Annotated in this window: 17 protein-coding genes, 1 tRNA gene and 1 pseudogene; 10 read left to right on the top strand and 9 right to left on the bottom strand. The window is 71.4% G+C overall.

All coding sequences use genetic code 11. From position 1 onward, the window contains the following. Nucleotides 1-90 precede the first annotated feature (90 nt). The 4 genes from AC060L_RS02735 to dnaK all read right to left on the bottom strand — a co-directional run bounded on the left by AC060L_RS02735 (nt 91) and on the right by dnaK (nt 4,427). The gene (locus AC060L_RS02735; RefSeq protein WP_483796754.1) at nt 91-603 is read right to left on the bottom strand and encodes a heat shock protein transcriptional repressor HspR; all 513 of its coding nucleotides are present in this window, start codon (nt 601-603) and stop codon (nt 91-93) included. Nucleotides 604-626: 23 nt separating this feature from the next. Further along, the gene (gene dnaJ / locus AC060L_RS02730; protein WP_483796753.1) at nt 627-1,781 is read right to left on the bottom strand and encodes a molecular chaperone DnaJ; all 1,155 of its coding nucleotides are present in this window, start codon (nt 1,779-1,781) and stop codon (nt 627-629) included. A gap of 193 nt (nt 1,782-1,974) precedes the next feature. Then, nucleotides 1,975-2,580 carry a nucleotide exchange factor GrpE gene (grpE, locus tag AC060L_RS02725; RefSeq protein WP_483796752.1) on the bottom strand — a complete coding sequence of 202 codons (606 nt, stop codon included), beginning with the start codon at nt 2,578-2,580 and terminating at the stop codon, nt 1,975-1,977. Continuing rightward, nucleotides 2,577-4,427, bottom strand: coding sequence for a molecular chaperone DnaK (gene dnaK, locus AC060L_RS02720; RefSeq protein WP_483796751.1), 1,851 nt, complete (start codon nt 4,425-4,427; stop codon nt 2,577-2,579). Before dnaK ends, grpE begins: the two co-directional genes overlap by 4 nt. 326 nt (nt 4,428-4,753) lie before the next feature. Between dnaK and AC060L_RS02715 the strand changes: the two genes are divergently transcribed. From AC060L_RS02715 to AC060L_RS02700, 4 genes and pseudogenes are all read left to right on the top strand, one after another. Beyond that, nucleotides 4,754-6,994, top strand: a complete 2,241-nt coding sequence (locus AC060L_RS02715; protein WP_483796750.1) for a (Fe-S)-binding protein — start codon at nt 4,754-4,756, stop codon at nt 6,992-6,994. 309 nt (nt 6,995-7,303) lie between these two features. After that, nucleotides 7,304-8,368, top strand: a pseudogene (manB, locus tag AC060L_RS02710) (mannose-1-phosphate guanylyltransferase); the annotation flags it as partial. Nucleotides 8,369-8,588: 220 nt separating this feature from the next. Continuing rightward, a complete protein-coding gene (locus AC060L_RS02705; protein ID WP_483796749.1) occupies nt 8,589-9,467 on the top strand; it encodes a Yip1 family protein in 879 nt (292 codons plus the stop codon). An 85-nt stretch (nt 9,468-9,552) separates the two neighbouring features. Continuing rightward, nucleotides 9,553-10,455 carry an alanyl-tRNA editing protein gene (locus AC060L_RS02700; protein ID WP_483796748.1) on the top strand — a complete coding sequence of 301 codons (903 nt, stop codon included), beginning with the start codon at nt 9,553-9,555 and terminating at the stop codon, nt 10,453-10,455. A 26-nt stretch (nt 10,456-10,481) separates the two neighbouring features. Here the strand turns inward: AC060L_RS02700 and dcd are convergent, their stop codons facing one another. After that, entirely contained in the window at nt 10,482-11,057 is a 576-nt protein-coding gene (gene dcd, locus AC060L_RS02695; protein ID WP_483796747.1) for a dCTP deaminase, read from the bottom strand. Nucleotides 11,058-11,173: 116 nt separating this feature from the next. Then, nucleotides 11,174-11,395, bottom strand: a complete 222-nt coding sequence (locus AC060L_RS02690) for a hypothetical protein (RefSeq protein ID WP_483796746.1) — start codon at nt 11,393-11,395, stop codon at nt 11,174-11,176. Between the two features lie 260 nt (nt 11,396-11,655). Between AC060L_RS02690 and AC060L_RS02685 the strand changes: the two genes are divergently transcribed. Continuing rightward, nucleotides 11,656-11,726, top strand: a tRNA-Gly gene (locus tag AC060L_RS02685). Between the two features lie 46 nt (nt 11,727-11,772). On the opposite strand, the gene AC060L_RS02680 is transcribed toward AC060L_RS02685, so the two are convergent. The 3 genes from AC060L_RS02680 to AC060L_RS02670 all read right to left on the bottom strand — a co-directional run bounded on the left by AC060L_RS02680 (nt 11,773) and on the right by AC060L_RS02670 (nt 14,208). Continuing rightward, nucleotides 11,773-12,753 (bottom strand): helix-turn-helix transcriptional regulator, encoded by a 981-nt coding sequence (locus AC060L_RS02680; protein WP_483796745.1) that lies wholly within the window; start codon nt 12,751-12,753, stop codon nt 11,773-11,775. A 61-nt stretch (nt 12,754-12,814) separates the two neighbouring features. Beyond that, nucleotides 12,815-13,222, bottom strand: a complete 408-nt coding sequence (locus tag AC060L_RS02675; RefSeq protein WP_483796744.1) for a nuclear transport factor 2 family protein — start codon at nt 13,220-13,222, stop codon at nt 12,815-12,817. A gap of 68 nt (nt 13,223-13,290) precedes the next feature. Then, the gene (locus AC060L_RS02670) at nt 13,291-14,208 is read right to left on the bottom strand and encodes a zinc-binding dehydrogenase (RefSeq protein WP_483796743.1); all 918 of its coding nucleotides are present in this window, start codon (nt 14,206-14,208) and stop codon (nt 13,291-13,293) included. Between the two features lie 125 nt (nt 14,209-14,333). Between AC060L_RS02670 and AC060L_RS02665 the strand changes: the two genes are divergently transcribed. The 5 genes from AC060L_RS02665 to AC060L_RS02645 all read left to right on the top strand — a co-directional run bounded on the left by AC060L_RS02665 (nt 14,334) and on the right by AC060L_RS02645 (nt 22,204). Then, on the top strand, nt 14,334-15,302 hold the full coding sequence (locus tag AC060L_RS02665; RefSeq protein WP_483796742.1) for a LysR family transcriptional regulator: 969 nt from the start codon (nt 14,334-14,336) through the stop codon (nt 15,300-15,302). Nucleotides 15,303-15,390: 88 nt separating this feature from the next. Beyond that, complete coding sequence (locus tag AC060L_RS02660; RefSeq protein WP_483796741.1) at nt 15,391-16,314, top strand: LLM class F420-dependent oxidoreductase; 924 nt, start codon at nt 15,391-15,393, stop codon at nt 16,312-16,314. 95 nt (nt 16,315-16,409) lie between these two features. Then, the gene (locus AC060L_RS02655) at nt 16,410-17,390 is read left to right on the top strand and encodes a zinc-binding dehydrogenase (protein ID WP_483796740.1); all 981 of its coding nucleotides are present in this window, start codon (nt 16,410-16,412) and stop codon (nt 17,388-17,390) included. A gap of 378 nt (nt 17,391-17,768) precedes the next feature. Then, a complete protein-coding gene (locus AC060L_RS02650; protein WP_483796739.1) occupies nt 17,769-19,634 on the top strand; it encodes a hypothetical protein in 1,866 nt (621 codons plus the stop codon). Nucleotides 19,635-19,846: 212 nt separating this feature from the next. After that, entirely contained in the window at nt 19,847-22,204 is a 2,358-nt protein-coding gene (locus tag AC060L_RS02645) for a glycosyl hydrolase family 18 protein (RefSeq protein ID WP_483796738.1), read from the top strand. The last annotated feature ends 18 nt before the right edge of the window (nt 22,205-22,222 follow it).

The raw sequence follows: 22,222 nt of genomic DNA, 5'->3' as shown, positions 1-22,222 counted from the left end.
TCTGGTGGAGAGCATTCAAAGGAGGGGGGGGGGGGGTTGGCACCCCACCAATCAGTGGGGTGCCAACCGCTCCCGAACGGGACGATTCCGCTACCGCCGCGGCCGCCACACGACCAGCGCGCTCGACTGCTGGGTCGGCTGGTACGGCACCAGGTCGCGCCGGTAGGACGCGTGCACCGCGGCCTCCCGGGCCTGCAGCGCGGTGGCCGCGCCCTCGACCGCGCTGGCGAGTTCGGCCACCCGCGACTGGAGCGCGGCGACCTGGTTCTCCAGTTCGATGATCCGCTTGATCCCGGCCAGGTTGATGCCCTCGTCCTGGGACAGCCGCTGGACCTCGCGCAGCTGCTGGATGTCCCGCGCCGAGTAGCGCCGGCCGCCGCCGCCGGTGCGGTCCGGGCAGACCAGGCCGAGGCGGTCGTACTGGCGCAGGGTCTGCGGGTGCAGCCCGGAGAGCTCGGCCGCCACCGAGATGACGTAGACCGGGGTGTCCTCGGTCAGTACGTAGCTCGCTCCGGGCCCGGCGGCGGTGCGCCGCGGGCGCGGACGGGGCCCGCCGGGCAGGCCCTCGCCGAGCCCCACGCCGATGACGGGGTCGGCTCTCATGTCGGAATCACGCATGGGTCAGATCACGCTCCCTCCGCCGCCTTGAACAGGGCGGCTCGCGGGTCCTCTGCTGCCGTGGCCTCGCGGTACTGCTCCAGGGCGGTCAGCGCGTCGCCGACCGTCTCCTGCGGAACCGTCACCTCGACGGTGACCAGCAGGTCGCCCCGGGTGCCGTCCTTGCGGGTGGCGCCCTTGCCGCGAGCCCGTAGCGTCAGCCCGTTGGCGCTGCCGCCGGGCAGCCGGAGCTTCACCGAGGGGCCGTTCAGGGTCGGCACCTCGATGGTGCCGCCGAGCGCGGCTTCCGGGAAGGACACCGGCACGGTGACCGTCAGGTTGTCGCCCTTGCGGCCGAAGACCGGGTGCGAGTCCACGTGCACGGTGACGTAGAGGTCGCCGGGCTGGCCGCCGCGCTCGCCCTGGGCGCCCTTGCCCTTGAGCCGGATCCGCTGCGCGTCCTGCACACCGGCCGGGATCCGCACCTGCATGGTGCGGGCCGAGCTGGCCCGGCCGCTGCCGTGGCAGTCGGGGCACGGGTCGTCGACGATCATGCCGCGGCCCTTGCAGTCCCGGCAGGGGTCGGAGAGCGCGAAGGCGCCCTGACCACGGCTGACCGTGCCGGCGCCGACGCAGGTCGGGCAGACCCGCGGCGTGGTGCCGGCCTTGGCGCCGGTGCCGGCGCAGGCACGACAGGCGGCCTGGCTGGTCATCCGGAGCGGGACGGTGGCGCCGTCCACCGCCTCCTCGAAGCTCAGCGTGACCTCGGTCTCGACGTCGGCGCCGCGGCGCGGCTGGGGCTGCCGGCCGCCGCGGTTGAAGAGGCCGCCGAAGACGTCCCCGATGCCGCCGCCGCCCGCGGTCTGCGAGCCGCTGAACAGGTCGCCGAAGTCGAAGCTGTAGTTGCCGGTTCCGTTGCCGGGAGCACCGGTGCGCATGCCGCCGGCGCCGAAGAGGCTGCGGGCCTCGTCGTACTCCTTGCGGCGCTTGTCGTCCGACAGGACGTCGTACGCCTCGGAGATGTCCTTGAAGCGGTCCTCGGCCTTGGCGTCGCCCTTGTTCGCATCCGGGTGGAACTCCCGGGCGAGCTTGCGGTACGTCTTCTTGATCTCCGCGGTGGTGGCGTCCTTGGGCACACCGAGGACCTTGTAGTAGTCCTTCTCCACGTAGTCCTTAGTGCTCATGCCCCACCTCGCTGCGCTCGGCGGCTGCTTCACACATCGCGCTGCCCTCGATGATCCGCTTTCCCCCAGCCTCCGGCCGGGAGTACTCCCATCGCTCGCTCATGTGCTGCTGCCACCTCCCGAGTGGATCAATACGACGCTGCGGAGCCGCACGTCACCAGAGGCGACGTGCGACCCCGCAGCGCACAGCGTGTCAGTTGTCGGCCGCACCGTCAGCCTCAGGGGCCTCCGAGTCGGGTCCGGCGGACTGGGCCCCCGGCTGCGGTTCCGCGACTGCCACCATCGCCGGGCGGATGATCCGCTCGCCGATCCGGTAGCCCGGCTGCAGGACCTGCACGCAGGTGTCCTCGGTGACGTCCGAGGAGTAGCTGTGCATCAGGGCCTCGTGCAGGTTCGGGTCGAAGGGCTCGCCCTCCTTGCCGAACTGCTGCAGCCCGAGCTTGGCCACCACGGTCTCCAGCGACTCGGCGACCGACTTGAAGCCGCCGGTCACCTCGCCGTGCTCGCGCGCCCGGCCGATGTCGTCCAGCACCGGGATCAGCGACTCCAGGATGTTGGAGACGGCGATCTCGCGGACCGTCAGCCGGTCCCGCTCGACGCGCTTGCGGTAGTTCTGGTACTCGGCCTGGAGCCGCTGGAGGTCACCCGTGCGCTCGGTGAGCTCCTTCTTCGCGGCTGCCAGCTCATCCGACCCGGCCTCGGCGGCGGCGCCCTTCAGCGCCTCCTCCGCGGCCTTCAGGACGGCTTCGTCGGCGTTGGAGTCGTCGCCGGGCTCCACGCCCTGCGGCTTCTCCGTCATGCGGACGCACCGCCCTTGGGCTTCTCGTCGTCGATGATCTCCGCGTCCACGACGTCGTCGTCCTTCGCGGAGCCGGCGTTCTCGCCACCCTCGGCGCCGGCCGGACCGGCCGCGTCGGCGTTGGCGTAGAGCGCCTGGCCGAGCTTCTGGGCGGTGGTGGAGACCTTCTCCGAGGCCTCGCGGATGGCCGCGATGTCCTCGCCCTTCAGGGCCTCCTTGAGCTCGCCGATCGAGGTCTCGACCTCGGTCTTGACGTCGGCCGGGAGCTTGTCGGTGTTGTCCGCGATGAACTTCTCGGTCGAGTAGACGAGCTGCTCGGCCTGGTTACGGGTCTCGACCGACTCGCGGCGCTTGTGGTCCTCCTCCGCGTACTGCTCGGCCTCGCGCATCATGCGCTCGATGTCGTCCTTCGGCAGCGCGGAGCCACCGGTGACGGTCATCCGCTGCTCCTTGCCGGTGCCGAGGTCCTTGGCGCCGACGTGCATGATGCCGTTCGCGTCGATGTCGAAGGTGACCTCGATCTGCGGCAGGCCGCGGGGGGCCGGCGGCAGGCCGGTCAGCTCGAACATGCCGAGCTTCTTGTTGTACGCCGCGATCTCGCGCTCGCCCTGGTAGACCTGGATCTGCACGGACGGCTGGTTGTCCTCGGCCGTGGTGAAGATCTCGGAGCGCTTGGTCGGGATCGTGGTGTTGCGCTCGATCAGCTTGGTCATGATGCCGCCCTTGGTCTCGATACCCAGGGACAGCGGGGTGACGTCGAGCAGCAGGACGTCCTTGACCTCACCCTTCAGCACACCGGCCTGCAGGGCGGCGCCGATGGCGACGACCTCGTCCGGGTTGACGCCCTTGTTGGCGTCCTGGCCGCCGGTGAGCTCCTTGACGAGCTCGGCGACGGCGGGCATCCGGGTGGAGCCACCGACGAGCACCACGTGGTCGATCTCGGACAGGTTGATACCCGCGTCCTTGATCACGTTGTGGAACGGCGTCTTGCAGCGCTCCAGCAGGTCCGCGGTCAGCTGCTGGAACTGGGCCCGGGTGAGCTTCTCGTCCAGGTGCAGCGGGCCCTCGGCGGAGGCCGTGATGTACGGCAGGTTGATGGAGGTCTCGGAGGACGAGGAGAGCTCGATCTTGGCCTTCTCGGCCGCCTCGCGCAGGCGCTGGAGCGCCATCTTGTCCTTGGAGAGGTCCACGCCGTGGCCGGCCTGGAAGACCTTCACCAGGTGGTCGACGACCTTCTGGTCCCAGTCGTCGCCACCGAGGTGGTTGTCACCGTTGGTGGCCTTCACCTCGACCACGCCGTCGCCGATCTCCAGCAGCGACACGTCGAAGGTGCCGCCACCGAGGTCGAAGACCAGAATGGTCTGGTCGTCCTTGTCCAGGCCGTAGGCCAGCGCGGCCGCGGTCGGCTCGTTGACGATGCGCAGGACGTTGAGGCCCGCGATCTCACCGGCCTCCTTGGTGGCCTGGCGCTCGGAGTCGGAGAAGTAGGCCGGGACGGTGATGACGGCGTCGGTGACCGTCTCGCCCAGGTACGCCTCGGCGTCGCGCTTCAGCTTCTGCAGGATGAAGGCGCTGATCTGCTGGGGGTTGAAGTCCTTGCCATCCAGGTTGATCTTCCACCCGGTGCCCATGTGGCGCTTGACCGAACGGATCGTCCGGTCGACGTTGGTGACCGCCTGGCGCTTGGCGACCTCGCCGACCAGCACCTCGCCGTTCTTGGCGAAGGCGACGACGGACGGCGTGGTCCGGGCGCCCTCGGCGTTGGTGATGACGGTGGGCTCACCGCCTTCGAGAACACTGACGACCGAGTTCGTCGTGCCGAGGTCGATACCGACCGCGCGTGCCATCGTAAATACCTCCACGTAAGAGTTGAGCTTTACGGGCTCAAGCATGCCTGACCGCTCGGCGATCGTCAACAGGACTGAGTCGGTGCCGCTCAACTTTATTGCGCGCTTATCTCGCCCCGGCCGTTGCGCGTGGTTCGAAGGGGTGAGTGGTGGCAGGCGTGACAGCCGCCATAGCTTGTGCGTCTTCTGAACCGGCGTTCACGGGCGGTAGTGTCCGCCCCGATCCCCGAAATAAGTTACCGGTGAGTACACTGCCGGTGGGGGATCGTCGCATCCTGAGACCCCATACCCACATCGCCCTCGTAACCGCAGGAGACGGAGAGCCGATGCAGCTAGCAGCGATCGTCATCTCGCTGGTCACCACTGTGATCGGCATCGCGCTCGCCACCCGTGCGGGCATGTACATCTACCAGGTCGTCAAGACCGGGGCGCCGGACGGCACCCGCACCGGCCAGCCGGTCCAGCGGGCGAAGACGGTGGGCGTCGAGTTCATCGGCCACACCCGGATGAACCGCTGGGGCGTGGTCGGCGTCGCGCACTGGTTCGTCGCGGTCGGCTTCTTCACGCTCTTCCTGACGCTGGTCACCGCGATCTGCCAGCTCTTCGACGCCGAGTTCGAGTTCCCGGTGCTCGGCGGCTGGCTGCCGTACGAGCTCTTCACCGAGCTGGTCGGCACCTTCACCACGCTGGGCATCGCGACGCTGATCGTGATCCGGCTGCTCAGCCTGCCGTCCCGGGCCGGCCGCAAGTCGCGGTTCGCCGGCTCGATCGCCTGGCAGGCGTTCTACGTCGAGTACACGATCCTCGGCATCGGCATCTGCATCATGATGCTGCGCGGCATCGAGGGCGCGCTGACCAACGTCGGCTCCTACGAGGTGCGGTACCTGATCTCGTACCCGCTGGTCGCCGCGTTCCACGGGCTCGCGCACGGCACGCTGGTGAACCTGATCTACATCTTCGCGACGCTGAAGATCTGCATCTCCTTCGCCTGGGCGATCACGATCGGCATCAACCCGTCGATGGGTGTCGCCTGGCACCGGTTCCTGGCGTTCTTCAACATCTTCTTCAAGCGCGAGGAGGACGGCGACGTCGCCCTCGGCCCGCTGCGGCCGATGACCAGCGGCGGTCAGCCGATCGACTTCGAGGACCCGGCCGAGGACGCCGTGTTCGGCGTCTCCCAGGTCGAGCACTTCTCCTGGAAGGGCATCCTCGACTTCTCCACCTGCACCGAGTGCGGTCGCTGCCAGTCGCAGTGCCCGGCCTGGAACACCGGCAAGCCGCTGTCGCCGAAGCTGCTGATCATGAGCCTGCGGGAGCACGCCTTCGCGAAGGCGCCGTACCTGCTGGCCGGTGGCGGCAAGGACGCGGAGGGCAACGAGAAGGCCACCGCCGAGCAGCTCGCCGGCGTGCCCGCCGCGGCGCTGGCCGAGGCCGAGCGCCCGCTGATCGGCACCGCCGAGGCCCCTGACTCTGGTGTGTTGGGCGGCGTCATCGACCCGGACGTCCTCTGGTCCTGCACCACCTGTGGCGCCTGCGTGGAGCAGTGCCCGGTGGACATCGAGCACATCGACCACATCGTCGACATGCGCCGCTACCAGGTGATGATCGAGTCCTCGTTCCCGACCGAGGCCGGGACGATGCTCAAGAACCTGGAGAACAAGGGCAACCCGTGGGGCATGGCCACCAAGGCCCGGCTCGACTGGGTCAAGGAGCTCAAGAAGGAGACCGGCATCGAGGTGCCGGTGATCGGTCAGGACATCGACCCCGCCGAGGTCGAGTACCTCTACTGGGTCGGCTGCGCCGGCGCCCTGGAGGACCGCGCCAAGAAGACCACCAAGGCCTTCGCGGAGCTGCTGCACACCGCCGGTGTGAAGTTCGCGATCCTCGGCAAGGAGGAGTCCTGCACCGGTGACTCGGCCCGCCGCCTGGGCAACGAGTTCCTGTTCCAGATGCTCGGCGCGCAGAACGTCGAGACGCTGAACACCGTGCTGGAGGACGCGCCGGTCAAGCGGATCGTCGCCACCTGCCCGCACTGCTTCAACACCATCGCGAACGAGTACCCGCAGCTCGGCGGTCACTTCGAGGTGATCCACCACACCCAGCTGCTGCAGCACCTGATCGACGAGGGCAAGCTGGTCCCGGTGAACCCGGTCGAGGGTCTGATCACCTATCACGACCCGTGCTACCTGGGCCGTCACAACAAGGTCTACAGCCCGCCGCGCGAGATCATGGACAAGGTCCCGGGGCTGCGTCAGCAGGAGATGCACCGTCACAAGGAGCGCGGGTTCTGCTGTGGCGCCGGTGGCGCGCGGATGTGGATGGAGGAGCGGATCGGCAAGCGGATCAACACCGAGCGGGTGGACGAGGCGCTGTCGCTCAACCCCGACATCGTCTCCACCGCCTGCCCGTTCTGCCTGGTGATGCTCTCCGACTCGGTGAACGGCAAGAAGAACGAGGGCGCGGCGAAGGAGCACCTCAAGGTGGTCGACGTCGCCCAGCTGCTGCTCGACTCGGTGAAGGCGCTGCCCGAGGCGCCGGTTGAACCGGCGGAGCCGGCGAGCGTCTGACGCGGGCCCGGGGCGCTCTTCGGGGCGCCCCTCGGGCCGCTGTGAAGTGCACGTTCTGTGGTACGGGAGTTCGAGCTGTGCGCGAATGTGCTTGCGGCTTGAACCCTCACATATGATGCCTGCCCCGGGTGATATTCGCCCGGGGCAGGCTGCTTATGGTGTTGGCATCGCTTTTTGTCATGGCACCGGGAATTGCAGCTTCGGGGGGCCGCGACCACCCGGTCGAGCAGGACCAAGTACCCAAGCGACGGCCTTGGCAACACTCCACAGGCCAGGTCGCTGACCGGAACCAAGGGGAGAAACCCACAAATGACCCAGGCGATCATGCTGGTCGGCGGTCAGGGCACACGGCTGCGCCCGCTCACCACGCACACCCCGAAGCCGATGCTGCCGGTCGCGGGCGTGCCGTTCATCGCGCACCAGCTCGCCCGGGCCGCGGCCGCGGGCGTCACGCGCGTGGTGCTCGCGACCTCCTACCTGGCAGAGATCTTCGAGGAGCACTTCGCCGACGGCACCCCGTACGGCCTGGAGCTCGTCTACCTGACCGAGGTCGAGCCGCTGGGCACCGGCGGTGCGATCCGCAACGCCGCCGAGGGCCTCACCTGCGGCCCGGACGAGCCGGTGCTGATCTTCAACGGTGACATCCTGTCCGGTCTCGACATCGCCGCGCTGCGCGACGGTCACGTGGCCGCCGGGGCCGACGTCACGCTGCACCTCACCCGGGTCGAGGACCCGCGCGCCTTCGGCCTGGTCCCGACCTCCGAGGACGGCCGGGTGCTGGAGTTCCTGGAGAAGCCGGAGACGCCCGAGCAGATCGTCACCGACCAGATCAACGCCGGCTGCTACGTCTTCACCCGCTCGGTGATCGACCGCATCCCGGCCGGCCGGGTGGTCTCGGTCGAACGCGAGACGTTCCCCGAGCTGCTGGAGACCGGCGCGCTGGTGCGCGGCGTCGTGGACACCTCGTACTGGCTCGACCTCGGCACCCCCGCCGCGTTCGTCCGCGGCTCGGCCGACCTGGTGCTCGGCAAGGTCGACTCGCCGGCGCTGCCCGGCCCGACCGGTGACGCGCTGCTGCTGGACGGCGCGACCGTCGACCCGGCCGCCGTGCTCAGCTCGGGCACCGTGGTCGCGGCCGGCGCGGTCGTCGCGGCCGGCGCGATCGTCGAGGGCAGCGTCGTGCTGCCGGGCGCCGTGATCGGTGCGGACGCCTTCGTCAAGGACTCGATCGTCGGCGCGTACGCGGTGATCGGCGAGCGCACCTCGCTGGACGGCGCGGTGATCGGTGACGGTGCCACCGTCGAGTCCGACAACGAGCTGCCGAACGGCATCCGGATCGCCTGCGGCACGCTGCTGCCGGTCGGCGCCGTGCGCACCACCGCCGGCCCCGGCGGCTGCCCCGCCGGTCAGAGCTCGGCGGCCGCGGTGCACGGGTCGGTGCTGCAGAAGTAGGCCGGTGCCGCTCCGGCGGCGCGGTTTCGGTGTTTCCCGGCCGGGGCTCTGCGGCGGGGCTGTGCGTCACAGCCCTGCTGCAAAGCCCCGGCTCTCGTTCCCCGGTCGGGCTGCGCTGCGCCATTACGGGTACCGTTCGAGGGTGGCTGGGAACGGATACGAGAACGGGCGCGCCGGCGGGAACTCCTGGACCGGTGGGCAGCCTGAGTACTTCACTGCGCCGCAGCAGGGGGACGGGTACGGGGACGGGTACGCCGAGGGCTACGGCTACGGCGATGCCGCGGACCCGTATCGGGCCGACCAGCCGGGGCACACCCGTGCGTTCGCGGTCGGTGAGCAGTACGCCGCCGACCCGCGCCAGGGCCAGGGGGGCCACCACCAGGAGCCCTATCCGCCCGGCTACCGGCCGGCGGCGCCCCGCCAGGACAACGTCGCCACCTACCGCGCCGGCGGCCGTACCGCGCCGCGGGCCGGCGGGCCGCGACTGCACTGGCAGGCACTGCTGACCGGCATGTACCGGGCGCCGGTGCGCACCTTCGACCAGATGCGCGACCACCAGGTCTGGCTGCCCGCCGTCACGGTCTCGCTGCTCTACGCGGTGCTCGCGGTGTTCGGCTTCGGCGACACCCGCACCGAGATCGTCAAGTCCACGTTCAGCACGGCCGCCTGGTCGCTGGCCGCGGTGGCGGTCTGCTTCACGCTGGCCGGCCTGATGCTCGGCGCCGTCACGTACGCGCTGGCCCGCCAGCTCGGCGGCGACGGCCCCTGGCCGTCCACCGTCGGCCTGGCCGTGCTGATCGGCTGGACCTCCGACGTGCCGCGGCTGTTGCTCGCCCTGGTGCTGCCGTCGGGCAGCCCGCTGGTGCAGGTGGTCGGCTGGCTGACCTGGCTGTTCTGCGCCTTCCTGCTGACCACGATGCTCCGCCGGGTGCACGATCTGCCCTGGGGCAAGGCCGCCGGCGCGGGCGCGCTGCAGTTGCTGGCGCTGCTGGTGCTGCTCAAGCTCCCGACCCTGGGCTGAGCCCCCGCCCCACCGTTCCCCTTTTTCTTCTCTCCCCTACTGCTACCTACTGCCTCTCCCCATCCCTCATGCACGGAGCCAGCGAATGACCCTCCCCACCACCCGAGTCAGCTTCCCCGGCGGGGCGGTGACCGGCGAGTCCACCGTGCTCGCCGTGCACCCGCTCGCGGACGGCCGGTTCGGCATCGTCACCGCCGAGACGCCGTTCCACCCGCTCGACCACACCTGGCCCGACCAGCCCGCCGACACCGGCACGCTGACCGTGGCCGGCACCGAGCTCGCGGTGGTGGACTGCCTGACCGCCGCGGTCGCCGCCGATGGCGACGAGCTGCTTGTCGGCACCGACATCCCGGTGCGGCGCGGCGACGAGGAGTGGTCCTGGCTGGTGCTGCACGTGCTGGCCGAGGCGCCGGGCGAGGCCGTCGGCGAGCTGCTCGGGGCGCCCGTCGCGCTGAGCGTCGACGCCGAGCGCCGCGCCGCGCTCTCCGCCGCGCACACCGGCTGCCACCTGCTCGCGCTCGCGCTGAACGCCGCGCTGGCGAGCCGCTGGCGCAAGGACCCGGGCCGCGCCGACGCGTTCGGCAACCCGGACTTCGACAGCCTCGCGATGGCCTCGTCCGTGATGGACACCGAGGCCAGCACGGACGTCTACCGGCTCGGCAAGTCGCTGCGCAAGAAGGGCTTCAGCGCCGAGGCCACCGAGGAGCTGCCGGCCCTGGCCGACGCGCTGCCGGCGATCACCGCCGACGTCAACGAGCGGCTCGCCGCCTGGGTCGCCGCCGACGCCCCGGTCCGGATCGAGGTCCCCGGCCCCGAGCTGACCGCCCGCCGGCGCTGGCACTGCGAGCTGCCGGTCGGCCCCGCCGAGATCGCCTGCGGCGGCAGCCACCTCCACCGACTGGGACAACTCGCGGCCCTGGAGACCGAGTTGACCCTGTCGGAGGACGGCAGCGAGCTCACCGCAGTGACCCGCCCCAAGCGGGCCTGAGTCCTGCGACCTCTGCGACCTATTCCCTAGACATCCGTCCGGTGGAAGTTCAGGTACGAGCGCGACGGCGTCGGCCCGCGCTGCCCCTGGTAGCGCGAGCCGTACCGCTCGGAGCCGTACGGGTGCTCGGAGGGCGAGGAGAGCCGGAACAGGCAGAGCTGCCCGATCTTCATCCCCGGGTACAGCTTGATCGGCAGCGTGGCCACGTTGGACAGCTCCAGCGTGACGTGCCCGCTGAACCCCGGGTCGATGAAGCCGGCCGTCGAGTGCGTCAGCAGCCCGAGCCGACCCAGGCTCGACTTGCCCTCGAGTCGCGAGGCCACGTCGTCCGGCAGCGTGATCACCTCGTACGTCGAGGCGAGCACGAACTCACCCGGGTGCAGGATGAACGCGTCGTCCCCGTCCGGCTCGACCAGCCGCGTGAGGTCGGGCTGCTCCTCGGAGGGGTCGATGTGCGGGTAACGGTGGTTCTCGAACACCCGGAAGAAGCGGTCCAGGCGCACGTCGATGCTCGACGGCTGGACCATGGCCGGTTCGAACGGGTCGATCCTGACCCGGCCGTTGTCGATCTCACTACGGATGTCTTTGTCTGAGAGCAGCACGCCATGAGGTTACGTGCTGCCCGCCCGAGCGCCGAATCTGTCCCACCCCGAACACGCCGGTGGGGCCCTCCCACCGGAAGGCCCCACCACCCGCGGCACCCGCGGCCCACCCCGCCTCAGGCGAGGAACGCCGCAGCCTCCAACCGCAACGCCCGCGCCAACTCCGTTGCCGACAGCGCATTCACGTCAGCCGGCACCGAGTTCCGCAGCCGCCCGCACTGCGGACACCTGATCAACCGCCCCGGCCCCAGCCGCCGGACCCCGAGATTCTGCATCGGGAACATGCTGGTACTGAACAGGTGCCCCTCGGCACAACGAACAACCGTCCGCTGCTCCATCGATCCCCTTCCCACGCTTCCCCAGTTACCCCAACAACCGATTCCGCAGCGAGCCCCCTGCCGAGAGAGCCGCCGCCGCAGGTTGACAGCGTCACATTAGGGGATCTTCCGGACATCCCCACCCCGCCTCGCCGCCACCCCGACCGCCCCGCACCCCCACGCTAGGCCGTTCGCGCCACCCCCGCAGAAAGGGGGTGCGGGGGCGCGCGTGGGATGGGGTAACATGGTGCATGATCGAGCGGTTACTGACGGCTCGTCAGGCGGGCGTAGTTTAATGGTAGAACATGAGCTTCCCAAGCTTATAGCGCGAGTTCGATTCTCGTCGCCCGCTCCGCAGTGAAGCCCCAGGTCATATGGCCTGGGGCTTTCTTGTTGTTTCAGGGCGTCCTGAATAGCTCGGTATCGCGGTGGCCTACGGCGCGGTGGTAGCGGTTGGCGGTGTGCTGCAAGTGGGCGGCCAGGTCCGGGGCGTTTTCGAGGTGGAAGTCGACGTCCAGGGCGCCTAGGAGGAAGGCGAGGGTGCGGGGGCTGTCGGCGCCGGCGTGGAGGAGGCAGGTGTGGTCGTCGAGGGGCTCGATGGTGCCGTAGCCGGCGGCGGCGCGGGCGGTGTCGGAGTCGGCGGGGGTGTGCAGGCGGATCGTGGCCCGGTAGGGCCATAGGTGGGCGACGCCGCGGGCGACGTGGGCGGCGGCGTCGCCGCCGGGGAGGTCGCGGGGGGTGAAGCGTGGGCCGGTGGGGGAGCGGGGGGTGATCCGGTCGACTCGGAAGGTGCGCCAGTCGTCGCGGTCGAGGTCCCAGGCGACGAGGTACCAGCGGGGGCCCCAGGTGACGAGTTCGTGCGGTTCGGTGATCCGGGTGCTCGGGGCGCCGTTGTGGCCGAGGTAGTCGAAGCGCAGTTGACGGTGGTCGCGGCAGGCGGTGCCGACTGTCGTGAGGACCTCGGCGTTCACGGTGGGGGTGGCGGTGTGGGCGGGCACCGTGGAGACCTGGAGGGCATTGACCCGGTGCCGCAGCCGGGCCGGCAGGACCTGTTCGAGTTTGACCAGGGCGCGCAGGGCCGTCTCGCCGATGCCGGCGACGCCGCTGCCGGTCGCGGTGCGCAGGGCCACCGCGATGGCCACCGCCTCCTCGTCGTCCAGGAGCAGCGGAGGCAACTGGGCGCCGGCGCCGAGGCGGTAGCCGCCGTCGATGCCCTTGACGGCGTTGACCGGGTAGTCGAGGTCGCGCAGCTTGTCCACGTCCCGGCGGACGGTCCGGGTGCTCACCCCGAGGCGGTCGGCGAGGTCCTGGCCGGACCATTCGCGGTGGGACTGCAGCAGTGTCAGCAGCCGGAGCAGGCGGGCGGAGGTCTCCTTCATGTCGCAGAGCCTGTCAGTTGTATAGGACGGAAGGTGTCCGCTGGTACCGGTGCTGCGACAACTAGTCGGCGAACAGGGTGCGTTCGACGTGCTGGGTGTCGGTGAACTCGCGGACCGAGGTGATCCGGCCGTCCTGCACGGTGAAGATGCCGATGCAGTGGTTGTCGTAGCGGTGCCCGTGCACGGTGGTGCCCTTCGAGGTCCACTCCGCCATCACCTGGTCGCCCTCGGCGATCGTGCCGATCAGGGCGATCTCGGGGGTGCCGCCGGGGGCGAAGAGGGTGCCGGCCGAGCCGAGGAAGTCGTTGATGATGGCGTCCCGGCCGCGCCACACGCCGGTGAGCGGCAGGTCGCCGGGGTAGGTCCAGGTGGCGTCCTCGGCGAAGCTGGCGACGATCGTCGCCAGGTCGCCCTCGGCGACGGCGTTGACGTAGGTGATGACGACGGTGCGCGGGTCGGTGCTGGTCATGGTGGAGTCTCCTTGGGGTGGGGTGGGGTGGTTTGAGGTGGGATGGGTTGAGGTGGGGCGGGCTGGGGTCAGGTGAGGGTGAGGACGGCGTTGCCGCGGATCCGGCGGGCGGCCAGGTCGGTGAGGACCTCGGCCGTGTGGCTCCAGTCCTCGACCAGGCCGATCTCCGGGTGCAGCCGGCCCTCGCCGACGAGCCGGACCAGCGTCTCCAGGTCCGCGGCGTACGGCTGGTCGGCGTCGGCGTAGCTGAAGTGCCGGATGGTCGCGGACACCGGGCCGTAGAGGAGGTCGAAGAAGTTCAGGGTCGCGGGCTCCCGGCTGGCCTGGCCGAACCAGATGAGCTCGCCGCGCGGGACCAGCCGGCCGAGGGCGAGCGCGAGGTTGGCGCCGCCGGTGGACTCCAGGACCACGTCGAACGGTCCGGCCGCGTCCTCGATCCGCTGGACCACGGTCGCTCCGAGCTCGGCCAGCCGGGCGCCGCGCTCCGCCGAACTGCTGACCGCCGTAACCAACGCCCCGGCTGCGGTGGCGAGTTCGACGAAGTAGTGCCCGACGCCGCCGGAGGCACCGGTGAGCAGCAGCCGCTTTCCGGTGACGCAGCCGGCCGCCCGCAGCAGTCGCAGCGCCGTCAGGCCGGCCAGCGGCAGCGCGGCCGCCTCGACGGCCGTCACCTGCTCGGGGAGCCGGGCCACCGAGCCGGTCGGCACCGCGACGTACTCCGCCCAACCGGACGCCGGCGGGTGCGCCACCACGCGCTGCCCGACGGCCGGTCCGGTGCCGTCGGCGGCGGCCTGGACGACGAGCCCGGCGACGTCCTTGCCCGGGCGCCAGGCGGCCGGCGGGCTCTCCAGCAGGAACGTCTCGCCGCGGTTGACGGAGTAGGCGTCGACCTTGACCAGCACCTCGTCCCGGCGCGGTTCGGGCTGCGGCACCTCGCTGATCTCCACCGTCCGGTCGGCGCGGGCGGTGGCGGTGAATGCCTTCATCGGTCCTTCCTTCCTCTCGCTTCGCTCGTCTGGCTCGTTCCTCCTGAGGAACAGCAAACCGCCGACGCGGCAGGGCGGTCCAACAACCGGAAAAGGGCTGTGACAACTGCCGGTTGTCGGCGAGGATGGCTCGCGTGGATCTTGATCTGGCGCAGCTGCGCGCATTCGTCGCGGTCGCCGAGCATCTGCACTTCCGGCGAGCGGCGGAGACGCTCTCGATGACCCAGCAGGGGCTGTCGAAGCGGATCGCACGGCTGGAGGAGGCGCTCGGCACCAGCCTGGTGGCCCGGGACCGGACCCGGGTCGAACTCACCGCCGCAGGCCGGCGCCTGCTCGAACCGGCCCGCGCCGCACTGGCCGCGGGGGCCGCCGCGGTGGCGGCGGTGGGCCAGGACGACCGACCGGTCCGGGTCGATGTGTGGGGGCACCTCTTCGAACCGCTGCGGACGGTACGGGAGGCGCTGGACGCCGGCGAGGGGCTGCCGGTGGTGGAGGTCGGGCCGGGGCGCGACCTGCCCGGGGTCGGAGCGGCGCTGGTGCGGGGCGAGATCGGCGCCGGGTTCGGCCGGTTCCACCCGTTCGGGGACGGGCTCGACCTGGCGCTCGCCCACCGGCTGGTCCGGCTGGAGCCGCTGGACGCCGTGATCGCCGCCGACCATCCGCTGGCCGCCGCCGAGCAGCTGCGGCCGGACCAACTGGGCGGGCTGCGGCTGGTGTTGCCCGCGACGGCCGGACGGCTGGACTTCCTCGGCCGGTTCGCCGAGCGGTTCGCCGTGCCGGTGCTGCCGGGCGAGGCCAACCTGGGGCTCGACCACCTCCTGGACCGGGTGCGCACGACGCCGGGCGGGTGCACCCTGCTGCCGTCCGAGCTGCCGTTGGCGCCGGGGTCGGGCCTCGTGGTGGTGCCGCTGGTCGAGCCGACGCCGCTGTACGCCTGGTCGCTGGTCTGGCACCGGGACCGGCCGGACCCGGGGGTGCCCGCGCTGCTCCAGGCGTTCGCCGAGGCCGGCCGGCGCCGCCGCTGGCTGGAGTACCGCCCGGGCCGCGACTGGCTCCCGGAGGCGGACCACCGGGACGTGCTGACGGGCCCGTAGCGCGGCAATCAGTGGTTCGGGTGGTCGGTGCGGCGGCTCGCGGATGGCGTTCTTCCGCGTGCGGCCGACCCGGGACATGATGGGGCGCATGGATCTTCGCATCTTCACCGAACCGCAGCAGGGCGCCTCCTACGACACGCTGTTGCGGGTGGCCCAGGCCGCCGAACAGCTGGGCTACGACGGCTTCTTCCGCTCCGACCACTACCTCAGGATGGGCGACGGCGACGGGCTGCCCGGCCCGACCGACGCGTGGATCACGCTGGCCGGGCTGGCGCGTGAGACCAAGCGGATCCGGCTCGGCACGCTGATGACCGCCGGCACCTTCCGGCTGCCCGGGGTGCTGGCGATCCAGCTGGCACAGGTGGACGCGATGAGTGGCGGCCGGGTCGAACTCGGCCTCGGCGCAGGCTGGTTCGAGGCGGAGCACCGTGCGTACGGGATCCCGTTCCCGCAGCGGAAGATCGACCGGCTGGAGGAGCAGCTGGCGATCATCACCGGGATGTGGGAGACGAAGACCGGTGAGACCTTCTCCTTCGACGGCACGCACTACCAGCTGACGGACTGTCCGGCGCTGCCCAAGCCGGTGCAGCGGCGGATCCCGGTGCTGCTCGGCGGCGCCGGGGTGAAGCGCACGCCGGCGCTGGCGGCGCGCTACGCGGACGAGTTCAACATGCCCTTCCTGTCCGTCGAGACCAGCGCGGAGCAGATCGCCCGGGTGCGCGCGGCGGCCGAGGAACGCGGCCGGGCGGCCGATGAGTTGATCTACTCCAACGCGCTGGTCGCATGCGTCGGCCGGGACGACGCCGAGGTGGCGCGCCGGGCCGCCGCCATCGGGCGGGAGGTCGAGGAGCTCAAGGAGAACGGCCTGGCCGGGACGCCGGCCGAGGTGGTGGCGAAGATCGGCCGGTACCAGGAGATCGGCAGCCGGCGTATCTACCTGCAGATCCTCGACCTCGACGACCTGGACCACCTGGAGCTGATCGCCGCCGAGGTGCAGCCGCAGCTCGGCTGAGCGAGCTCGCTGGGCCCGCGGAGGCGGCGCTTGACCTCAAGTGCGCTTGAAGTTGCACGATGATCGAACCAGCCGGTCGATCGAGGGGATGTCTCATGCGTGCCGTGTGGTTGCGGGAGTTCGGCGGGCCCGAGGTGCTGGTCGCGGGGGAGGCGCCCGAGCCGGTGGCCGGTCCGGGGCAGGTGCTGATCGAGGTCGGGTACGCGAACATCACCTTCGTCGAGACGCAGTTCCGGGCCACCGGCGCCGGGCCGTTCGCGGCGGAGCTGCCGATGATCCCCGGCAACGGCGTCGGCGGCACGGTCACCGCCGTCGGCGCGGGGGTGGATGCCGGCTGGCTCGGCCGCCGGGTGGTCTCCGGGACGGGCGGGGCGGGTGGCTACGCCGAGCTGGCCGCGGTGCCCGCCGCCGGGCTGTACCCGGTGCCGGACGGGCTCGCGCTGGACGCGGCGGTCGCGCTGCTCGCCGACGGGCGGACCGCCGGGATGCTGCTGGACGAGGTCGGCGTCCGGGCCGGGGACCGGGTGCTGGTCGAGGCGGCCGCGGGCGGGGTCGGCAGCCTGCTGGTGCAGCTCGCGGTCGCCGCCGGCGCGGTGGTGGTCGCGGCGGCAGGCGGTGAGCAGAAGCTGCGGCTGGCAAGCGAGTTGGGCGCCGGGCAGGTGGTGGACTACCGGCGGCCGCAGTGGACCGATCAGGTCGGCCCGGTCGATGTGGTGTTCGACGGGGTCGGCGGCGAGATCGGCCGGGCGGCCTTCGGGCTGCTCGGCGCCGGTGGCCGGATGGTCAGCTTCGGGCTCGCCAGCGGGGAGTGGGCCGACGTGCCGGAGGCGGCGGCGCGGGAGCGCGGCGTCACGCTGCACAAGCTGCGGCCGACGCCGGAGCTGATCCGGCAGTGCACCGAGCACGCACTGGCCGAGGCGGCGGCCGGCCGGCTGCGCCCGGTGATCGGCCACCGCTTCCCGCTGGAGCGGGCGGCGGACGCGCACCGGGTGATGGAGTCGCGGGGCGCGGTCGGCAAGACGCTGCTGGCCGTCGGGGAGGGCTTCGTCGAGGAGGGCTTTGTCGGGGAGGGGTGAGGGTGGAGCAGGGGCGCGACAGGTGCGGGCGGAGTGCTGCGCTGCAGCACCGCGCGATCAACTTTCGAGCAGAGCGTCATGTTGCCCTGGCCGGGCCGGCCAGGGTAGTTGTTGAGGTGGTCAACTCAACTGATTCAGAAGCAAGTTGAGGAAGGTCTGGGGCAGGCCGACCGGGCCGCTCGGAGCCCCGTCGGCACGCCTCGGGCGTCGGCCAGGATGACGAACTGATTACGGCTGGACGGCGGATAACGATCGACTTGGCACCGAATGCCACGAAACCAGGACAGACCGGCCAGAACCCGGTGGCGCGGCCGGTCGCCGCAATGGTTGGATTTCCACTGACTGACAGAATGTCAACGGGGGGATCAGATGGGTCGGTTGCATACGCACGGAGTACTCCGCCCGGCCACCGCGGGAGTGGCCGGGCTCGCCGCTGCGGTGCTCACCGCGGGCGCCGCGATGCTGCCGGCGCCGGCCGAGGCGGCCGACGGCAGCGGCCTCGGGTTCACCGTGACCGAGCCGGCGACCCGTACGCTCGCCCCGCAGGGGGCCGGCTCGCAGGACCTCGCGCTGTCGATCGCCGCGAGCGACGGCAAGAGCGCGCTGTCCGCCGTCCAGGTCGCCATCGACGCGAGCGGAGCGGCGAACGTCGCCCAGCTCACACTGCCGACCGGCTGCGCCTTCGTCGATGCCGCCCACCAGCAGGCGCACTGCGATCTGGGCGACTTCCCGCACGGCACCGGCGGCCTGGATCTGGGCGTGCGCTCGACGGCCGGTGCGACCGCCGGCGCGAGCGGTGCGATCGCCTTCACCGTCACCGCCGCGAACGCGACCGAGCGCCCCGGCGCGGCCCCGGACCGCACGCTGCTCTCGGTCGGCTCCGGCCAGGCCCTCGCCGTGGTCCGGCTGCCCGCGCTGACCCGGACCGTGGTCAACGGCCAGACCCCGCTGGACACCGCGGTCACCGACCAGGGCAGCCAGGACGTCCACGGCCTGGTGCTCTACTTCCGGCTGCCCACCTCCTACGTGCTGGCCGGCAACTACGGCAACTGCCTCTACCCGACCCACCTGGACGGCTGGGTGCTCTGCCGGTTCGACGACACCGTGCTGCACCCGGACCAGGTGCTGCGCCCGGCCCTGCCGATAGCCGTCGGCGCGAACCAGGACCCGCTGGACGGGCGTTTCGAGTACGGCGCCGACGTGACCGGCGGCCCGATGGACCGCCAGATATCCGCCGACCCGAGCGTGACCAGACGCGGCACCGGCGCCCCACTGAGCCTGGTGCCCGCCGCCGCGCGCACCGACTTCGGCGCCGACAGCTCCGCGACCTGGCTGGCGACCGGCCAGGTCTACGACCTCGCGGCGGTGGCCGCCGACGTCAGCGGCGCGGTCGGCGACACCGTCCCGGCCGCCTTCGCGGTCCGCAACGCCGGGGACGTGCCGGCGCCGCGGTTCGCCGGTGACCCGGCCGCCAACACCCAGGACGGCCTGGACGTGACCCTCCCGGCGGGCGTGCAGGTCGCGCAGGCGCCGGCGGAGTGCGCCCCGCTGACCGGAAGCGGAAGCGGAAGCGGTGCCGGTGCCGGGGCTGGTGCCGGTGCCAGTGCCGGGACGACCACGACGAGCCCGTCGGAGTACTTCTGCCGGGAGACCCGGGTGCTCCAGCCCGGCGAGTCGCAGACCTTCACGTTCCAGCTGACGCTGACCGCCGCGCTGGGCCAGGCGGCCGGCCAGGCGAGCATCGCCGAAGCCGGTACCGACGCCGACAGCAGCGACGACTACGCCGACTTCAAGGTGACGGCGAGTGGCGACGGTGTCCCGGGCAACCCCTCGGCGACGGCCTCGGCCACGCCGAGCGCCAGTGCCTCGGCGAGCGCGCCGGCGGCGAGCGCCGCCGCGTCCTCGGCCGGCCCGGCCGCGGCCATGGCCACGTCGGCCGAACCGCCGACCAGCGCGCCCGCGGTGGTGCCGGTGGCCGCTCCGCCGCTCGCGCCGGCCGCCGACGCGACCGACCCGACCGACCCGGACGAATCGACCGCGCTGATCCGGCCGACCGCGACCCACCCGGCGGCCAACGGCGGGCCGGCCACCGGTCTGGACTCGGCCGGACTGGCGCAGACCGGCGGCGGCTCGAACACGCTGTCGCTGGCGGGTGTCGGTGGCCTGGCGATCGCGCTCGGCGGGGCGATGGTGCTGATCGGCGCCCGCCGCCGGGCGAGCGAGCGGCGGCACCGCCGGCGCTGATCGTGCGGGTCCAGGGGACCAGGCCGGGGGGCCGTCGAAACTGAGGATTGGTACAGACCTGTTGACCCGAGGGTCGTTCAGGCCATACGTTCTGCGCCAGTCCGCGGAAGCAGGGCGGGCCGGGTGCGCACTCCGGCCGTGCCCAGGTACACCTCCTCCCCCCCACTTGCGCCCGGTCTCCCACACCCGGGCGCGACCCCCCTGGAGCGACCATGCCCGAACGCGCCGACTCCGCGCGTCAGGTCGAGCGGCCCCGCACCGCCCGACGCCCCCTCAGGAACGCGACCGCACTGGCCACCGCGACCGCGCTGGTGACCGGCGCGGCCGGCCTGGCCACCATGTTCGGCGGCTCGGTCTCGGCCGCTGCGAGCGTCAACCTGCTGACCAACGGTGGCTTCGAGACCGGCACATCGGCCGGCTGGAGCTGCTCCGGCGGGCTCGGCAGCGTCACCGGCACCGCCCCGCACTCCGGCAGCTACGCGCTGCAGGGCGCGGCCTCGGCGACGGACGACGCGCAGTGCTCGCAGACGGTCGCGGTCAGCCCGAACACCGCGTACAGCCTGTCCGGCTGGCTGAAGGGCAGCTACACCTACCTCGGAGTGACCGGCACGGGCACCACGGACACCAACACCTGGGGGTCCAGTGCCGACTGGGCCAACCTCAGCACGAGCTTCACCACCGGGGCCTCCACCACCTCGGTGACGGTCTGGGTGCACGGGTGGTACGGCCAGGGCACGTACTACGCCGACGATCTGTCGCTGACCGGACCGGCCGGCAGCAGCAGCCCGTCGGCAAGCCCGAGCAGCAGCGCGAGCACGAGCGCGAGCCCGACCCAGAGTGCGAGCCCGTCGCAGAGCCCCACTCCCACCGGCACTCCGACCCCCACCGGCACCACCACCCCCACGGGCAGCCCCACCGCCACCGCCACCGCCACCGCCACAGCCCCCGCCGGTGACGGCCTGGTCAGCACCCCGACCAACCTCGCCGCGACCGTCGCCAACAACGCGGTCACCCTCACCTGGACCGCCGCCACCGACGGTTCGCAGACCGGTGACGCCCCGGCCTACTACGTCTACTCGGCCGGTCACCTGGTCGCCACCGCCATGGGCCCCTCGGTCACGGTCAGCTCGCTGCTGCCGAACACCGCCTACACCTTCACCGTGCAGGGCTACGACAAGGACGGCCACAGCAGCGCCCAGTCCGCCCCGGTCGCGGCCACCACCGGTGCGCTGCCCACCGGTTCGGTGAAGTCGGCGTACTTCTCGCAGTGGGGCATCTACGGCAACCAGTACTACCCGTCTTCCGTCGCCAAGAGCGGCGCGGCGAGCGGCCTGAACGTGATGACGTACGCGTTCGAGAACATCGACCCGGTCAACCAGACCTGTTTCGAGACCATCAAGGCCGCCGACACCAACGACAGCAACCCGAGCGCCGGCGACGGCGCGGGCGACGCCTTCGCCGACTACCAGAAGGCCTACACGCCGGACATCAGCGTGGACGGCAGCTCGGACGCCTGGAGCCAGCCGATCAAGGGCAACTTCAACCAGCTGCGCGAGCTGAAGGCCAAGTACCCGAACCTGCGCTTCACGCTCTCGATCGGCGGCTGGACGTACTCCAAGTACTTCTCCGACATCGCGGCCACCGACGCCTCGCGCAAGAAGTTCGTCTCCTCCTGCATCGACATGTTCATCAAGGGCAACCTCCCGGCCGGCATCTCGGGTGACGCCTCCGGTGGCGCCGGTTCGGGCGCGGGCATCTTCGACGGCATCGACATCGACTGGGAGTACCCGGCCTCGGCCGACGGCCACACCGGCAACCACTACTCCGCCGCCGACACCGCGAACTACACCGCGCTGCTCGCCGAGTTCCGCAACGAGCTGGACGCGTACGGCAGCAGCGTCGGCAAGAAGTTCCTGCTCACCGCGGCGCTGCCGAGCGGGCAGGACAAGATCGCCAACGTCCAGACCGACCAGATCGGCAAGTACCTGGACTACGGCAACATCATGAGCTACGACATGCACGGCGCCTGGGACGCGACCGGTCCGACCAACCTCCAGGACCCGATCCACACCAGCCCGAACGACCCGAGCACCGCGGTCAAGCCGGGCACCGAGAAGTACACGATCGACAACGCGGTCAGCGCGTACCTGAACGGCGATCCGGCGTACGGGATCCCGGGCGGCTACCCGGCCTCGAAGCTGGTGCTCGGCGTGCCGTTCTACTTCCGCGGCTGGACGGGCGTCCCGGCCGGGGCCAACGCCGGCCTGTACCAGAGCGCGACCGGCCCGTCGGCCGCGCAGGGCACCAGCCAGTCGGCCGGCGTGGCCTTCTGGAAGGAGCTGGTGGCGACCGGCAAGACCAACTCGGCCGACGTGCACTGGGATCCGACCACGCAGAGCTCGTGGATCTACGACGGCACCAACTTCTTCACCGGCGACACCCCACAGGCCATCGCGGCCCGTGGTGCGTACGCCACCGGCAAGGGCCTGGGCGGTATCTTCGCCTACTCGCTGGAGGCGGACGACCCGTCCGGCACCCTGGTCAACGCGATGACCAGCAGCATGAAGTGACCGTGAACCGACTGTGAA

Source organism: Kitasatospora sp. NEAU-69, from assembly GCF_057158765.1.
The sequence above is the reverse complement of the archived record's forward strand: the minus strand, read 5'-3'. Positions and strand labels throughout refer to the sequence as shown.

What these genes read in the sequence shown, in the direction of transcription:
- AC060L_RS02670 (WP_483796743.1), bottom strand. Translation starts at nt 14,208, where the DNA reads ATGAAGGCATTCACCGCCACCGCCCGCGCCGACCGGACGGTGGAGATC.
- AC060L_RS02675 (WP_483796744.1), bottom strand. Translation starts at nt 13,222, where the DNA reads ATGACCAGCACCGACCCGCGCACCGTCGTCATCACCTACGTCAACGCC.
- dnaJ (WP_483796753.1), bottom strand. Translation starts at nt 1,781, where the DNA reads ATGAGCACTAAGGACTACGTGGAGAAGGACTACTACAAGGTCCTCGGT.
- AC060L_RS02660 (WP_483796741.1), top strand. Translation starts at nt 15,391, where the DNA reads ATGGATCTTCGCATCTTCACCGAACCGCAGCAGGGCGCCTCCTACGAC.
- AC060L_RS02690 (WP_483796746.1), bottom strand. Translation starts at nt 11,395, where the DNA reads ATGGAGCAGCGGACGGTTGTTCGTTGTGCCGAGGGGCACCTGTTCAGT.
- AC060L_RS02665 (WP_483796742.1), top strand. Translation starts at nt 14,334, where the DNA reads ATGGCTCGCGTGGATCTTGATCTGGCGCAGCTGCGCGCATTCGTCGCG.
- AC060L_RS02715 (WP_483796750.1), top strand. Translation starts at nt 4,754, where the DNA reads ATGCAGCTAGCAGCGATCGTCATCTCGCTGGTCACCACTGTGATCGGC.
- grpE (WP_483796752.1), bottom strand. Translation starts at nt 2,580, where the DNA reads ATGACGGAGAAGCCGCAGGGCGTGGAGCCCGGCGACGACTCCAACGCC.
- AC060L_RS02700 (WP_483796748.1), top strand. Translation starts at nt 9,553, where the DNA reads ATGACCCTCCCCACCACCCGAGTCAGCTTCCCCGGCGGGGCGGTGACC.
- AC060L_RS02735 (WP_483796754.1), bottom strand. Translation starts at nt 603, where the DNA reads ATGAGAGCCGACCCCGTCATCGGCGTGGGGCTCGGCGAGGGCCTGCCC.
- AC060L_RS02645 (WP_483796738.1), top strand. Translation starts at nt 19,847, where the DNA reads ATGCCCGAACGCGCCGACTCCGCGCGTCAGGTCGAGCGGCCCCGCACC.
- dnaK (WP_483796751.1), bottom strand. Translation starts at nt 4,427, where the DNA reads ATGGCACGCGCGGTCGGTATCGACCTCGGCACGACGAACTCGGTCGTC.
- AC060L_RS02655 (WP_483796740.1), top strand. Translation starts at nt 16,410, where the DNA reads ATGCGTGCCGTGTGGTTGCGGGAGTTCGGCGGGCCCGAGGTGCTGGTC.
- AC060L_RS02680 (WP_483796745.1), bottom strand. Translation starts at nt 12,753, where the DNA reads ATGAAGGAGACCTCCGCCCGCCTGCTCCGGCTGCTGACACTGCTGCAG.